We start from the raw sequence: 14,459 nt of genomic DNA on the forward strand, positions 1-14,459 counted from the left end.
CTGCGCCTGCTTGCCTGATGGCGCTTTGCTTATCAGGCCTACGATGGCCTCTCCGCGGTCATTTCACCGATAACCTCCGCATTTCTTGCACAATCTTCAACGTCACGCTGAGAATTGAGTATTATTGTGCCAAGTTGTCGTGAAGGAACCCTCTATGAAGCAAATCCGTATGCTGGCGCAATATTACGTCGACCTGATGATGAAGTTAGGTCTGGTGCGCTTTTCGCTGCTGTTGGCGCTGGCTCTGGTCGTGTTGGCAATTGTGGTGCAGATGGCTGTCACCATGGTGCTGCATGGCCAGGTAGAAAGCATTGATGTCATCCGTTCTATCTTTTTTGGTCTGTTAATTACCCCCTGGGCCGTCTATTTCTTGTCTGTGGTGGTGGAGCAACTTGAGGAGTCCCGGCAACGCCTGTCACGACTGGTACAAAAGCTGGAAGAGATGCGCGAGCGAGATCTCAAGCTCAATGTGCAGTTGAAAGATAATATTGCCCAGCTCAATCAGGAAATTGTTGAGCGTGAAAAAGCCGAAGCAGAGCGCCAGGAAACATTCGAGCAACTGAAGGTTGAAATCAAAGAGCGCGAAGAAGCACAGATCCAGCTTGAGCAACAGTCTTCCTTTTTACGCTCTTTCCTTGATGCCTCGCCGGACCTGGTTTTTTATCGCAATGAAGATAAAGAGTTTTCCGGCTGTAACCGTGCTATGGAGCTGCTGACTGGCAAAAGCGAAAAGCAGCTGGTGAACTTAAAACCGGCTGACGTTTACTCTCCTGAAGCGGCTGAAAAGGTGATTGAGACCGACGAGAAGGTGTTCCGCCATAATGTTTCGCTCACCTACGAACAGTGGCTGGACTACCCGGACGGGCGCAAAGCCTGCTTTGAAATTCGCAAAGTGCCTTACTATGACCGCGTAGGTAAGCGACATGGTCTGATGGGCTTTGGGCGCGATATTACCGAGCGTAAGCGTTATCAGGATGCGCTTGAGCGCGCCAGCCGCGATAAGACCACCTTTATTTCTACCATCAGCCACGAGCTGCGCACCCCGCTTAACGGCATTGTCGGCTTAAGCCGGATCCTGCTGGATACGGATCTGACCGCGGAGCAGGAAAAATACCTGAAAACAATCCACGTCTCTGCTGTGACGCTGGGGAATATTTTCAACGATATTATCGACATGGATAAGATGGAGCGACGTAAAGTCCAGCTCGATAACCAGCCGATCGATTTCACCAGTTTTATGGCGGATCTGGAAAACCTCTCTGGCCTACAGGCGCAGCAAAAGGGGCTGCGTTTTGTGCTTGAGCCGACGTTACCGCTGCCGCATAAGGTCATTACCGACGGAACGCGTCTGCGTCAGATCCTGTGGAATCTGATCAGCAACGCCGTGAAGTTTACCCAGCAGGGGCAGGTGACCGTGCGGGCGCGCTATGACCAGGGGAATATGCTGCATTTCGAAGTTGAAGATTCTGGCATCGGCATTCCGCAGGATGAGCAGGATAAAATCTTCGCTATGTATTATCAGGTGAAGGACAGTAACGGCGGTAAACCGGCAACGGGGACAGGGATTGGTTTGGCTGTGTCGAAGCGTCTGGCGAAAAACATGGGCGGTGATATTACGGTTTCCAGCCAGGCAGGAAAAGGGTCCATCTTTACGCTAACCGTGCATGCCCCTGCGGTAGCGGAAGAGATTGAAGATGCTTTTGAAGACGATGAAATGCCGCTGCCAGCCCTGAATGTGCTGCTGGTAGAAGACATTGAGCTGAACGTTATTGTTGCGCGCTCCGTGCTGGAAAAATTAGGCAACAGCGTGGATGTCGCGATGACCGGGAAAGCCGCGCTGGAAATGTTTACGCCGGGTGAATATGACCTGGTGCTGTTGGATATTCAGCTACCGGATATGACCGGTCTGGATATCTCGCGGGAGCTCACGCAAAAATACGCCCGTGAAGATCTGCCACCGCTGGTTGCACTCACCGCCAACGTACTGAAAGATAAAAAAGAGTATCTGGACGCAGGCATGGACGACGTGCTGAGTAAGCCGCTGTCGGTTCCGGCGCTAACCGCCATGATCAAAAAATACTGGGATACCCGAAACGAAGAGGAGAGCACTGTGACATCTGAAGAAAGCAGTAAATCGCAAGCGCTGTTAGATATTCCTATGTTGGAACAATACCTCGAGCTGGTGGGACCGAAGTTAATTACCGACGGGCTGGCGGTGTTTGAGAAGATGATGCCGGGATATTTGAGCGTGCTGGAGTCCAACCTGACGGCACGGGATAAAAAAGGTGTTGTTGAGGAAGGCCATAAAATTAAAGGCGCAGCAGGTTCAGTGGGGCTGCGTCACCTGCAACAGCTAGGTCAGCAAATCCAGTCGCCGGATCTTCCTGCTTGGGAAGATAACGTTGCTGAATGGATTGAAGAGATGAAGCAGGAGTGGCAGCACGACGTGGCAGTATTAAAAGCCTGGGTGGCGAGCGTGGAAAAAAAATGACCCCGGCTTGACCGGGGTGCGCGAATACTGCGCCAACACCAGGGAAATCGTGGCTGCGCCGTAAATTATTATCATTGTTTACAAGGGCGCAGCCCTAATTTTCAGGCCGCACGCAGTTAAGATAGCAAATCTTAAATAATTTGTTACATGAATCAGTTAAATGTGTGAAGCGTAGCATTTAAATCATAATAACTAATATGTTTCAGCCAGTTGAGAAAGGAGTATCACGATGAAAAAAGTGGGTGTAGTGCTCAGCGGATGCGGCGTGTATGACGGTGCAGAGATCCATGAAACTGTTCTCACGCTTCTGGCCATTGCCCGCAACGGCGCTCAAGCCGTCTGTTTTGCACCGGATAAACAACAAGCGGATGTGATTAATCATCTGACCGGCGAGCCGATGCAGGAAACTCGCAATGTGCTGATTGAAGCCGCGCGCATCACACGTGGCGATATTCGCCCACTTGCGCAGGCAGTCTCATCGGAACTGGATGCGTTGATCGTGCCGGGTGGGTTTGGTGCGGCCAAAAATCTGAGCAATTTTGCCAGTCAGGGCAGCGAATGCCGGGTTGACAGCGATTTAGCCGCGCTGGCGGTGGCCATGCATCAGGCGGGTAAGCCGTTGGGGTTTATGTGCATTGCGCCTGCCATGTTACCAAAAATTTTTGACTTCCCGCTGCGTCTGACCATCGGCACTGATATCGACACGGCAGAGGTGCTGGAAGAGATGGGCGCTGAGCATGTGCCTTGTCCGGTTGATGACATTGTCGTCGATGAAGACAACAAAATCGTCACCACGCCTGCCTATATGCTGGCGCAGGACATCGCTCAGGCTGCGAGTGGCATCGATAAACTGGTATCGCGTGTGCTGGTGCTGACTGAATGAGAAAAGGAGTAACCGCCTTTCTGCGACGTATTTTTCTGCGGGTGGTGGTTGTCCTCGCCGTATTCTGGGGCGGGGGCATCGCACTTTTCAGCGTGATGCCTGTGCCTTTCTCGGCGGTAATGGTCGAGCGACAGCTGGGCGCATGGCTGTCCGGTGATTTCGGCTATGTGGCGCACTCGGACTGGGTGAGCATGGATGAGATCTCACCGTGGATGGGACTGGCGGTGATTGCTGCAGAGGACCAGAAGTTTCCAGACCACTGGGGGTTTGACGTCACCGCCATAGAGAAAGCGCTGGCGCACAATGAACGCAATGAAAACCGCATTCGCGGGGCGTCAACGTTATCGCAACAGACGGCGAAAAACCTCTTTTTGTGGGATGGACGTAGCTGGGTGCGTAAAGGTCTCGAAGCCGGGCTAACGCTGGGTATGGAAACCGTCTGGAGTAAGAAACGTATTCTGACCGTCTATTTGAATATCGCCGAGTTTGGCGATGGGATATTTGGCGTGGAGGCGGCGGCGCAACGGTATTTTCATAAACCGGCCAGTCGGTTGAGCCTGTCTGAAGCGGCCTTGCTGGCGGCAGTATTGCCCAATCCTTTGCGTTTTAAGGCGAATGCGCCTTCTGGTTATGTGCGTAACCGCCAGGCCTGGATTATGCGCCAAATGCGCCAGTTAGGTGGTGAGTCGTTTATGCGGGAAAATAATCTGTATTAGCGTAGTTATTGCCGGATGCGGCGTAAACGCCTTATCCGGCCTACTGGCTACGTTCTGTGTACTCGATTAATCTTCATCAAACCCTGAATTAAACAGGGCAATCACTGCGGCCAGGGCTTCTACTTCCTGTGGTCCCGTGGCTTCGACTTCTATCTGACGCCCTTTGGCTGAATCCAGCATCAGCAGAGCGATAACGCTGTTGGCCTCAGCTTCCGTTCCTTCATCATTACGCAGCAAAACTTCTGCTTCGAAACCCTGCATCAATTCAAACAGTTTCATCGCTGGGCGGGCATGCATGCCCAGCTTATTGGTGATTTCAACGGTTTGCTTCACGGTCATGATTTACGTTTTTCCAGCGTACGATGGCGTGACTGCACGTTTTTACCGCGTGAGCGGAAGTAGTCTGCCAGCTGCTCTGCAATATACACCGAACGGTGTTTCCCGCCGGTACAGCCGATGGCTACGGTAAGGTAGCTACGGTTGTTGGTCTCCAGCATGGGTAACCATAGCTCAAGATAGCTGCGAGTCTGGTAGATAAAATTGTGTACTTCTGTGTGCCTGTCGAGGAATGCGGCGACAGGGCGGTCAAGACCGGTCATTGGGCGCAGCTTCGGATCCCAGTGTGGGTTAGGCAGGAAGCGCACGTCAAAGACGTAATCCGCATCAATCGGGATACCGTGTTTGAAACCAAAGGATTCGAATACCATCGTCAATTCACGTTCACGTTTACCCAGCAGTCGGGTACGTAACATTTCTGCCAGTTCGTGTACGGACATTTCGGAGGTATCAACGATCAGGTCAGCGCGAGAGCGTAGAGGCTCCAGCAAATCGCTTTCCTTATCGATAGCGCTTTCCAGAGACAAGTTCTTGCTGGAGAGCGGGTGTAAACGGCGCGTGTCGCTGTAGCGACGAATCAACGTGTTACGGTCTGCATCAAGGAACAGCAGCTGTGGTGAGAAACCCTCGGGCAGATTATTCATTGCCTGCTCGAAAATTTCCGGGGACTCAGGCATGTTGCGCACATCAATGCTGACGGCCGCAGAAATCTGGCGATCGGCCAGTGTACGAGCCAGATCGGGCAACAGCACTACGGGAAGGTTATCCACGCAGTAAAAACCCATATCTTCCAGCGCACGCAGGGCGACAGATTTACCTGACCCTGAACGGCCGCTGACGATCATCAGTACCATGTACTGTTTCTCCTCACAACGACAAAAAAGGATGCCATTGGGTTGTTATGCTTCATCCTGTCCACCTTCGGTGTCCGTGATGATTTGATACAACTCCTGGTCACTCTGCGCGGCGCGCAGACGACGACAGATGGTTTTATCTGCCAGACGTTTTGCGACCAGTGACAACGTATGCAAATGCGTCTTGGTTTGGTCTGCCGGGACCAGCAGGGCGAAAAGCAGATCGACAGGTTGATTATCAATGGCGTCGAAGGCGATGGGTGTTTCGAGTTGAACAAACACACCAACCGCGCGCATCGTGTCTTCTTCCAGCTTTCCGTGCGGGATAGCAATACCATTACCGATGCCGGTACTGCCCATTTTTTCACGCGTCAGAATGGCTTCAAATACCACCTGAGCAGGCAAGCTAAGCTGTTTTGCCGCAAGTTCGCTGATGATTTCCAGTGCGCGCTTCTTGCTTTGGCAGTGAACGCCTGCGCGTGTACATTCCTGGTTAAGAACAGTGCTCAGTTGTAGAGTCGTATCGTTATTTGTCATAATTTCACCTAAGCGCTAACTGTACAAATGGCCCGTTGTGCTACACAACAGGCCGTCCTGCACCCGCTAACTGCCCGGACAAGTTAGTGCTGTTTCAGTTTATCTTTATGTTTTGTTAACTGCCGAGCCAGTTTATCAATTAAACCGTCAATGGCGGCGTACATATCCTGACCTTCCGCGCTGGCATGAATTTCGCCACCGTTCACATGCAGTGTTGCATCCGAGATATGTGTAACCTTCTCCACTTTCAACACAATATAGACCTGATTAATCCGGTCGAAATATTGTTCGAGCTTGGCAAATTTTGTATTCACAAAATCGCGCAGGGCTTCGGTGATTTCGACGTTGTTTCCAGTGATGTTGAGCTGCATAGTGTCTTCCTTATCGGTTGGGTCACACCAGCTGTTTGCGCTGGTTAGACGGCGGAATGGATAAAGACTCTCGGTACTTCGCAACGGTGCGGCGTGCCACCATGATACCCTGTTCTGACAGCATAGAGGTTAACTTGCTGTCACTCAGCGGTTTCGCGGGGTTTTCCGCAGCAATTAATTTCTTCACCAGCGCACGGATAGCTGTGGATGAGGCTTCACCTCCGCCTTCAGTGTTAACGTGACTGGAAAAGAAATACTTCAATTCAAAAATGCCGCGCGGACTGTGCAGATACTTTTGCGTGGTCACACGGGAAATGGTCGATTCGTGCATCTCGACGGCCTGGGCGATATCCGCCAGCACCATCGGTTTCATAAACTCTTCGCCTTGCTCAAAGAAAGCTTGCTGCTGCTCAACGATGCAGCGGCTGACGCGCAGCAACGTATCATTGCGGCTTTCCAGGCTTTTAATCAGCCACTTCGCATCTTGCAGATTGCTACGAATAAACTGGCTGTCGGCATCGTTGCGCGCGCTATTGCACATGGCGGCGTAGTGCTGGTTAATCTGTAAGCGCGGAATGCTGTCGCCGTTGAGTTCGACCACCCAGCGATCGTTATGCTTACGCACCAGCACATCCGGAATGACGTACTCCGGCTCGCCGGTCTGGATCGATTGCCCTGGGCGGGGATCAAGCGACTGGATGAGGTTGACGGCTTCTTTCAGCACGTCTTCTTTCAGCCGGGTCACGCGCATCAGGGTGCGGAAGTCATGGTTGGCTAACAGATCGAGGTGATCGCTGATGATCAGACGCGCTTCTTCCAGCCACGGCGTGGCTTTATCAAACTGCGAAAGTTGGATCAGTAAGCAGTCACGGAGATCTTTGGCGGCCACGCCAACGGGATCAAAGCGCTGAACGCGTTTAAGCACGGCTTCGATTTCGTCCATACCGACGTCGTCATCGCCCATGCTTTCGAGAATATCGTCCAGGGTCACGGTGAGATAACCGGTTTCGTCTACCGCATCCACAATGGATGTCGCAATGGCGCGATCGGTATCCGAGAACGGGGTCAGTTCCACTTGCCACATCAGGTAATCCTGTAGTGATTGCGTGGTCTCACCCTGATACACAGGCAGTTCGTCGTCGATGTAATCTCCGCTGGTGCCCGAAGGCGTCCCGGCGGTGTAAATTTCATCCCAACTGGCGTCAAGCGGTAACTCCTCAGGCATCTCTTTTTGTTCGAGTGCATCTGCGGTGTCGAGGGTTTCGCTGTCCTGTTTTTCCTGGGTATCAATTTCGTCGTGAAGATCGGTTTGCTCGAGCAGTGGGTTACTTTCCAGCGCTTGCTGAAGTTCTTGCTGAAGTTCCAGCGTGGACAGCTGCAACAGACGGATAGCCTGTTGTAGCTGAGGCGTCATCGCCAGTTGTTGGCTAAGCCTGAGTTGCAAACCTTGCTTCATGTTCAGAGTTGTTTTCTCCTGCAGTGACGTGAAGTCTTCTACCCTATCAGAGTCTGAAGTCTTCCCCAAGGTATACGCGCTTAACGTGCTCATCCTGCAGTATTTCTGTTGGCGTGCCGTGTGCGATCAGGTGTCCCTGACTTACGATATAGGCGCGCTCACACACTGCCAGCGTTTCGCGGACGTTATGGTCGGTAATCAGCACGCCAAGGCCGCTGTCGCGCAGGTGTTCGATGATCCGTTTAATATCAATAACAGAAATCGGGTCAACACCGGCAAACGGTTCATCCAGCAGGATAAATTTCGGATTAGCGGCCAGTGCGCGGGCGATCTCCACGCGGCGTCGTTCACCACCGGAGAGCGACTGACCTAAGCTGTCGCGCAGGTGCTCGATGTGGAATTCTTCCATCAGCTCGTTGGCACGATCTTCCCGCTGCTCGCTGGTCAGATCGTCACGAATTTGCAGTACCGCCATCAGGTTATCAAACACGCTCAGGCGACGGAAAATCGATGCTTCCTGCGGTAAGTAGCCGATGCCGCGACGTGCGCGCGCATGCAGAGGCAGCAGACTGATGTCTTCGTCATCAATGATAATGTTACCCGCATCGCGCGGGACAATGCCGACTACCATGTAAAAGGTTGTTGTCTTGCCTGCACCGTTAGGACCGAGCAGACCGACGATCTCCCCTGAGTTGACGGTCAGACTGACATCTTCAACCACACGACGGCCTTTATAGGCTTTTGCAAGGTTCTTTGCAGTTAATGTTGCCATAACGAATCAGTTACCTTTTTTCTCTGCCGGAGCCTTGTTTTTGTCCTGCAACTGCGACGGAACCAGAACGGTGGTGACGCGTTTGCCTTTATCGCTGAAGGCCTGCATTTTCTGCTCTTTTACCAGATAGGTGATCTTATCGCCTGTGATGTTGCTATCAAGCTGTTCCAGGTAAGCCTTACCGGTGAGAACGACGAAGTCTTTCGCCAGTTCATAGTGCATGTGTGAGGCGCGGCCTTTCACTGGCTTACCGTTGTCCTGCATCTGGTAAAACGTGGCCGGATCACCGTAACCATCAATCACTTCTTTACCGTCTTCACCGCCCGGGCGGGTCACAACGACTTTATCGGCGTTAATTTTGATGGTGCCCTGGGTCACAATCACGTTGCCAGTAAACGTCACCACGTTGCCCTGCATATCCAGGGACTGCTGGTCCGACTCAATGTGAATCGGCTGGTCGGTATCGCCGGTGACGGCAAATGCCGGAATGCTGGCGGCCAGAAGTGAGCTGGCAAGCACAAGATTAAGGCTGAGTTTGTTTGTTTTGGATTTCATATGAGGTTCTAACCTTTTCAATCAGCTCGGCGTTCTTGCTGCGTAAGTTGCCGCGCATCTTCAGTCCGCTGGAGTTAAATGTTGTGCCATACAACGTCACCAGATCATCGGAAGTGACGTCTTGTGTCACCAGGTTAATCTGCGCGTTATCGGTCGTAATTCTGCGTAGTTGAGAGTCAGGCACCAGGGCGTTAACCTCAACATGGCCGTACAGATACAGCATCCGATCGTTGGTCAATTTGGCTTTATCGGCCTTGATCGTCCAGGTCGGTACTTTATCCTTATCAAACGTGGTTAATACCGGTTGAGTAAACCACGAAACCGCTTGTTCCGAATAATATTCAACGTGTTGTGCGATCAAGTGATAGCTCAGCGCGCCTTCCGGACTATACACGACGGTATCAGTATGTTCGCTCTTATAGGTTGGCTCGTTGTTATTGACGACGACCTGAGCGGTGTCATCTTTGTCTGCCAGATTAATACCAATCATCACAAGGACAGCCAGCGACAGTAGAATGATAACCCAACGTCTGGTTTTGCTCATATCGATTGCCCTTTGGCCTCGTCCAGTTTGCCCTGCGCCAGGAGTAATAAATCGCAGACTTCACGCACAGCGCCACGTCCCCCATCAATGTGGGTGACATAATCGGCTCGCGGGATCAGCAGAGGGTGGGCATCTGCCACCGCGACGCTCAATCCTACTTTAGCCATCACCGGCCAGTCGATCAGGTCATCGCCAACGTAGGCGACATTCTCCGGCGCGATCGCCAGTTTGCTAAGGAGATCGCCAAAGGCAACCAGTTTGTCTGACTGCCCCTGATACAGGTGGGTGATCCCCAAAGTGGCACAGCGATCTTCTACAAGTTTAGCCTTTCGTCCGGTAATAATGGCAACCTCAATACCGGAAGTGAGCGCACAGCGAATTCCGTAACCATCACGGACGTTAAAAGCCTTCAGCTCTTCACCGTTGTTGCCCATATAAATCAGACCATCAGACAGTACGCCATCCACATCCAGGATCAGCAAACGGATGTTTTCTGCCCGGGTGATAACGTCTGCGCTGACGGGTCCATAACAGGTCGCAAGCGACGCACCTGCTTTACTCATTTTCGTTATCCTTGAGTTTCTTACACTACACCTGCACGCAGCAGATCATGCATATGTAACACACCGAGTAACTGGTCGCCATCAGCAACCATTACCGAGGTGATATGGCGGGACTGCATTAAGTTCAGGGCATCGACGGCAAGAATACCCGGACGCACGCGAATGCCTCCAGGGGTCATCACATCGGCAATGCCTAACTGGCGTACATCAACGCCCATATCGAAGACACGACGTAAATCGCCATCGGTGAAAATACCGTCAATCTTCATGGCATCATCGCAAATGACGGTCATGCCGAGATTTTTACGCGTGATCTCAATTAAGGCGTCACGCAGGCTGGCGTTTTTGCTCACATGCGGGATCTCGTCGCCCGTATGCATAATATCGTTAACGCGCAGTAAAAGCTTACGGCCCAGTGCGCCACCGGGATGAGACAACGCAAAATCTTCCGCGGTAAAGCCGCGCGCTTTTAATAATGCCACCGCTAGGGCATCGCCCATCACCAGTGTTGCTGTCGTACTGCTGGTCGGCGCCAGGCCTAACGGACAAGCTTCCTTGGGCACTTTAACACACAGATGCACATCTGCCGCACGCGCCATACTGCTTTCAGGACGACCGGTCATGCAGATAAGCGGTACATGAAGACGTTTTAATACCGGGATCAGCGCCGCTATCTCATTGGATTCACCGGAGTTAGAGATGGCGATGACCACATCCTGCGGCGAGACCATACCCAGATCGCCATGTGCGGCTTCGCCTGGGTGTACAAAAAATGAGGGGGTGCCGGTGCTGGCAAATGTGGCTGCCATTTTCCGCCCGATATGGCCGGATTTCCCCATTCCCATCACCACCACTTTGCCCGGGCAGCTGAATATTTTCTCGCATGCGAGGGTAAAATTTTGGTTGATGTACTGATCAAGCTCCGCCAGGCCTTCACGTTCAATTGCCAGGACTTCCTTGCCTGCTTGCTGAAAGTCAAAACCCGGTTGCAACTCTAAGTGCGACATAATGCGTTTCCAGTTATCCAACGAGAAGTGGCGATAACCAATACAGCATCGCCAGCCATATGATAAAACCGCCGGTCAGCAGCGCACCTGCGCCGCGACCAATCTGGCGCGGACGTCGCCAGCAGAGTAGTGCAAAAATCACGCTCACCAGCAGCATGACGCTATAGTCACGGGTGAAGGCCATTGGATTGACTTCACCTGGCGTAATCAACGCCGGTAGCCCGAGGACGATAGCGATATTAAAAATGTTTGCGCCGATAATGTTACCGACGGCAATATCGTTTTCACCTTTACGCAGACCCGCAATCGCTGTTGCCAGCTCCGGCAGGCTGGTACCAATGGCGACCACTGTCAGCCCGATAGTAAGTTCGCTCATGGCGAAATAGTTCGCCAGCACGGTAGCGTTATCCACCACCATACGTGTTGCCATTGGCATGATAATCAGCGCAATGCCCAACCACAAAAATGCGACCGGTAATCCGCCTTCGCGCGGCAGCTCAGCTATCTGCTCACGCGTCAGGCTGTCATTGCCTTGTCGCTCGGCCAGACGGGCGATTTTAACAATGAATAGCAGCCATAGCACGGCCAGAAGCAGAAGAAAGAAACCGTCGCTGCGGCTTAACTGCCCGTCATACAGGACCGATGCAGCTAAAATACTTACCAGCAACATTAGCGGTAATTCACGACGCAGAACATCAGAATGCACGGTAAAAGGATGAATCAGCGCCGACAGGCCTAAAATAAGCAGAATGTTGGTGATGTTAGAACCTATGGCGGTCCCGACAGCCAGATCGAGTTGCCCATTCATCGATGCGGCAACGGAGACAATGATCTCGGGTAACGACGTACCCATGCTGACCACGGTCATTCCGATGATAATGGGAGGAATACCGAAATTTCGACATAAAATGGATGCGGCAAATACCAGACGGTCGGCACCGTAGACCACCAGAAGTAAACCAATTATTAACAGCGCCGTCGCTAAAAGCATCTAAAGTCCTTTCTTCAGGTATACTCGCCGGTCCACTTGAAGGATCTTCTGGAAGCCGTAACGAAGTCTTAATTTTGACTTTATGCGGCTAAAAAGTAAAACAAATGCCAGCTTTCGCTAACCAGGACAGGCAATAATCTGTAAATATGTTGAGTTCATGGCTAAATTGAGCGCCAAACTCTTCGATCAACGAGGCAATAGTAAAGGATGAATCAATGGGGCAGTCTGTGGCGAATCTAGTCGATATGCGCGATGTCAGCTTTTCCCGGGGTGACCGCTGCATCTTTGATAATATTTCCCTGACGGTACCGCGCGGTAAGGTGACGGCGATCATGGGGCCATCAGGCATCGGCAAAACGACGCTGTTGCGTCTGATTGGCGGACAGATCCCCCCGGATAAGGGCGAGATCCTGTTTGACGGTGAGAACGTCCCGGCCATGTCCCGTTCGCGTTTATTTACCGTGCGTAAGCGCATGAGTATGCTGTTTCAGTCTGGTGCGCTATTTACCGACATGAATGTGTTTGACAACGTCGCGTACCCTCTGCGCGAGCATACGACGTTGCCAGCGCCGTTGCTGAAGAGCACGGTGATGATGAAGCTCGAGGCCGTCGGCCTGCGGGGTGCGGCCAAATTAATGCCTTCTGAATTATCCGGTGGGATGGCGCGTCGCGCCGCGTTAGCACGTGCTATCGCGCTGGAGCCAGACCTCATCATGTTTGATGAGCCGTTCGTCGGCCAGGATCCCATCACCATGGGCGTTCTGGTGAAGCTGATTTCAGAACTGAACAGCGCGCTGGGCGTCACCTGTGTGGTGGTATCACATGATGTGCCTGAGGTACTGAGTATTGCGGATTACGCCTATATAATGGCGGACAAAAAAATAGTGGCCTACGGTAGTGCTCAGGCACTACAAGAAAATGCCGATCCGCGCGTACGCCAGTTCCTTGACGGCATTGCCGATGGACCGGTTCCGTTCCGTTACCCGGCGGGCGACTACCACATCGATTTACTCAAAACAGGGAGTTAAGCCACCCATGTTGTTAAATGCGCTGGCATCACTCGGACATCGGGGAATAAAAACCCTCAGGACGTTCGGGCGAGCCGGATTAATGTTGTTCAATGCGGTTGTCGGCAAGCCGGAGTTTCGCAAACATGCGCCGCTGCTGATACGCCAGCTCTATAATGTCGGTGTCTTATCGATGCTGATCATTATTGTTTCTGGCGTGTTCATCGGTATGGTGCTGGGGTTGCAGGGATACCTGGTGCTGACCACCTACAGCGCGGAAACCAGCCTCGGTATGCTGGTGGCACTGTCATTGTTACGTGAGTTGGGACCGGTTGTTGCGGCGCTGCTGTTTGCCGGGCGGGCCGGGTCGGCCTTAACCGCAGAAATTGGCCTGATGCGGGCGACCGAACAGCTTTCCAGTCTGGAGATGATGGCCGTCGATCCACTGCGCCGGGTGATTTCCCCACGTTTTTGGGCTGGCGTCATTTCATTGCCGCTGCTGACGATTATTTTTGTCGCAGTGGGTATCTGGGGTGGTTCACTGGTTGGCGTAAGCTGGAAGGGTATTGATGCAGGCTTCTTCTGGTCGGCTATGCAAAATGCCGTCGACTGGCGTCTGGACCTGGTTAACTGTCTGATTAAGAGCGTGGTGTTCGCCATTACGGTCACCTGGATTGCATTGTTCAATGGTTATGATGCGATCCCGACCTCTGCCGGGATTAGCCGGGCAACGACACGCACCGTTGTGCACGCCTCTCTTGCCGTTCTGGGGCTGGATTTTGTGCTGACCGCACTGATGTTTGGGAATTGAGTTCATGCAAACGAAAAAAAATGAAATTTGGGTCGGGTTATTCCTGCTGGTTGCGCTGCTGGCAGCGCTGTTTGTTTGCCTGAAGGCGGCGAACGTTACCTCAATGCGTACTGAGCCGACTTACACGATTTATGCGACCTTTGATAATATCGGCGGCCTGAGAGAGCGTTCTCCGGTGCGGATTGGCGGGGTGGTAGTTGGACGCGTATCGGACATCTCGTTAGATCCGAAAACGTACCTGCCGCGCGTGACGCTGGAAATCGAATCGCGTTTTAACCATATTCCTGACACCAGTTCTCTGAGCATCCGTACTTCCGGTCTGCTGGGCGAACAGTATCTGGCATTGAATGTGGGTTTTGAAGATCCTGAGCTGGGAACGTCTATCCTCAAAGATGGCGGTACGATTCAGGACACGAAATCCGCGATGGTGCTGGAAGATATGATTGGTCAGTTCCTTTACAACAGCAACAGTAAAGGTGATGACAATAAGAATTCTGGCGATGCGCCAGCCGCAACTGACGGCAATAATGAAGCCACTACGCCTGCGGGCGCAACGAAATAATCT

17 protein-coding genes are annotated in these 14,459 nt (G+C 52.4%); 6 read left to right on the forward strand and 11 right to left on the reverse strand.

Going from position 1 to position 14,459, the window contains the following annotated elements:
- The first annotated feature begins 154 nt into the window (after nucleotides 1-154).
- The 3 genes from arcB to mtgA all read left to right on the forward strand — a co-directional run bounded on the left by arcB (nucleotide 155) and on the right by mtgA (nucleotide 4,090).
- Complete coding sequence (gene arcB / locus SK35_RS02625; protein ID WP_020996355.1) at nucleotides 155-2,491, forward strand: aerobic respiration two-component sensor histidine kinase ArcB; 2,337 nt, start codon at nucleotides 155-157, stop codon at nucleotides 2,489-2,491.
- A gap of 229 nt (nucleotides 2,492-2,720) precedes the next feature.
- A complete protein-coding gene (gene elbB, locus SK35_RS02630) occupies nucleotides 2,721-3,374 on the forward strand; it encodes an isoprenoid biosynthesis glyoxalase ElbB (RefSeq protein WP_048215456.1) in 654 nt (217 codons plus the stop codon).
- Nucleotides 3,371-4,090, forward strand: a complete 720-nt coding sequence (mtgA, locus tag SK35_RS02635) for a monofunctional biosynthetic peptidoglycan transglycosylase (RefSeq protein ID WP_048215457.1) — start codon at nucleotides 3,371-3,373, stop codon at nucleotides 4,088-4,090. Before elbB ends, mtgA begins: the two co-directional genes overlap by 4 nt.
- Nucleotides 4,091-4,156: 66 nt before the next feature.
- On the opposite strand, the gene npr is transcribed toward mtgA, so the two are convergent.
- The 11 genes from npr to SK35_RS02690 form a co-directional block, all read right to left on the reverse strand.
- Nucleotides 4,157-4,429: a PTS phosphocarrier protein NPr gene (npr, locus tag SK35_RS02640; RefSeq protein ID WP_003828770.1), complete on the reverse strand. Its 273-nt coding sequence runs from the start codon at nucleotides 4,427-4,429 to the stop codon at nucleotides 4,157-4,159.
- Complete coding sequence (rapZ, locus tag SK35_RS02645; RefSeq protein ID WP_003025085.1) at nucleotides 4,426-5,280, reverse strand: RNase adapter RapZ; 855 nt, start codon at nucleotides 5,278-5,280, stop codon at nucleotides 4,426-4,428. Before rapZ ends, npr begins: the two co-directional genes overlap by 4 nt.
- A gap of 45 nt (nucleotides 5,281-5,325) precedes the next feature.
- Nucleotides 5,326-5,817: a PTS IIA-like nitrogen regulatory protein PtsN gene (ptsN, locus tag SK35_RS02650; RefSeq protein WP_032945121.1), complete on the reverse strand. Its 492-nt coding sequence runs from the start codon at nucleotides 5,815-5,817 to the stop codon at nucleotides 5,326-5,328.
- A gap of 83 nt (nucleotides 5,818-5,900) precedes the next feature.
- Entirely contained in the window at nucleotides 5,901-6,188 is a 288-nt protein-coding gene (hpf, locus tag SK35_RS02655; RefSeq protein WP_003025078.1) for a ribosome hibernation promoting factor, read from the reverse strand.
- A 22-nt stretch (nucleotides 6,189-6,210) separates the two neighbouring features.
- Nucleotides 6,211-7,644 (reverse strand): RNA polymerase factor sigma-54, encoded by a 1,434-nt coding sequence (gene rpoN, locus SK35_RS02660; RefSeq protein WP_032945120.1) that lies wholly within the window; start codon nucleotides 7,642-7,644, stop codon nucleotides 6,211-6,213.
- 46 nt (nucleotides 7,645-7,690) lie between these two features.
- Nucleotides 7,691-8,416: an LPS export ABC transporter ATP-binding protein gene (lptB, locus tag SK35_RS02665; RefSeq protein WP_003828761.1), complete on the reverse strand. Its 726-nt coding sequence runs from the start codon at nucleotides 8,414-8,416 to the stop codon at nucleotides 7,691-7,693.
- A 6-nt stretch (nucleotides 8,417-8,422) separates the two neighbouring features.
- Nucleotides 8,423-8,971, reverse strand: a complete 549-nt coding sequence (gene lptA / locus SK35_RS02670; protein ID WP_048215458.1) for a lipopolysaccharide ABC transporter substrate-binding protein LptA — start codon at nucleotides 8,969-8,971, stop codon at nucleotides 8,423-8,425.
- Nucleotides 8,940-9,515, reverse strand: coding sequence for an LPS export ABC transporter periplasmic protein LptC (lptC, locus tag SK35_RS02675; RefSeq protein WP_003828757.1), 576 nt, complete (start codon nucleotides 9,513-9,515; stop codon nucleotides 8,940-8,942). The genes lptA and lptC overlap by 32 nt, the downstream gene beginning before the upstream one ends.
- Nucleotides 9,512-10,078, reverse strand: coding sequence for a 3-deoxy-manno-octulosonate-8-phosphatase KdsC (kdsC, locus tag SK35_RS02680; protein WP_032945113.1), 567 nt, complete (start codon nucleotides 10,076-10,078; stop codon nucleotides 9,512-9,514). The genes lptC and kdsC overlap by 4 nt, the downstream gene beginning before the upstream one ends.
- Before the next feature lie 20 nt (nucleotides 10,079-10,098).
- Nucleotides 10,099-11,085, reverse strand: coding sequence for an arabinose-5-phosphate isomerase KdsD (gene kdsD, locus SK35_RS02685; RefSeq protein WP_048215459.1), 987 nt, complete (start codon nucleotides 11,083-11,085; stop codon nucleotides 10,099-10,101).
- 13 nt (nucleotides 11,086-11,098) lie between these two features.
- Nucleotides 11,099-12,076, reverse strand: a complete 978-nt coding sequence (locus SK35_RS02690; RefSeq protein ID WP_048215460.1) for a calcium/sodium antiporter — start codon at nucleotides 12,074-12,076, stop codon at nucleotides 11,099-11,101.
- 215 nt (nucleotides 12,077-12,291) lie between these two features.
- Between SK35_RS02690 and mlaF the strand changes: the two genes are divergently transcribed.
- The 3 genes from mlaF to mlaD are packed head-to-tail and all read left to right on the forward strand — an operon-like array spanning nucleotide 12,292 to nucleotide 14,456.
- Nucleotides 12,292-13,104 carry a phospholipid ABC transporter ATP-binding protein MlaF gene (gene mlaF / locus SK35_RS02695; RefSeq protein WP_003828749.1) on the forward strand — a complete coding sequence of 271 codons (813 nt, stop codon included), beginning with the start codon at nucleotides 12,292-12,294 and terminating at the stop codon, nucleotides 13,102-13,104.
- A 7-nt stretch (nucleotides 13,105-13,111) separates the two neighbouring features.
- A complete protein-coding gene (gene mlaE / locus SK35_RS02700) occupies nucleotides 13,112-13,894 on the forward strand; it encodes a lipid asymmetry maintenance ABC transporter permease subunit MlaE (protein WP_003025053.1) in 783 nt (260 codons plus the stop codon).
- A gap of 4 nt (nucleotides 13,895-13,898) precedes the next feature.
- A complete protein-coding gene (mlaD, locus tag SK35_RS02705; RefSeq protein WP_003828747.1) occupies nucleotides 13,899-14,456 on the forward strand; it encodes an outer membrane lipid asymmetry maintenance protein MlaD in 558 nt (185 codons plus the stop codon).
- The last annotated feature ends 3 nt before the right edge of the window (nucleotides 14,457-14,459 follow it).

Origin of the sequence: Citrobacter sp. MGH105 (genome assembly GCF_001037485.2) — a bacterium.
Taxonomy (GTDB): domain Bacteria; phylum Pseudomonadota; class Gammaproteobacteria; order Enterobacterales; family Enterobacteriaceae; genus Citrobacter; species Citrobacter portucalensis.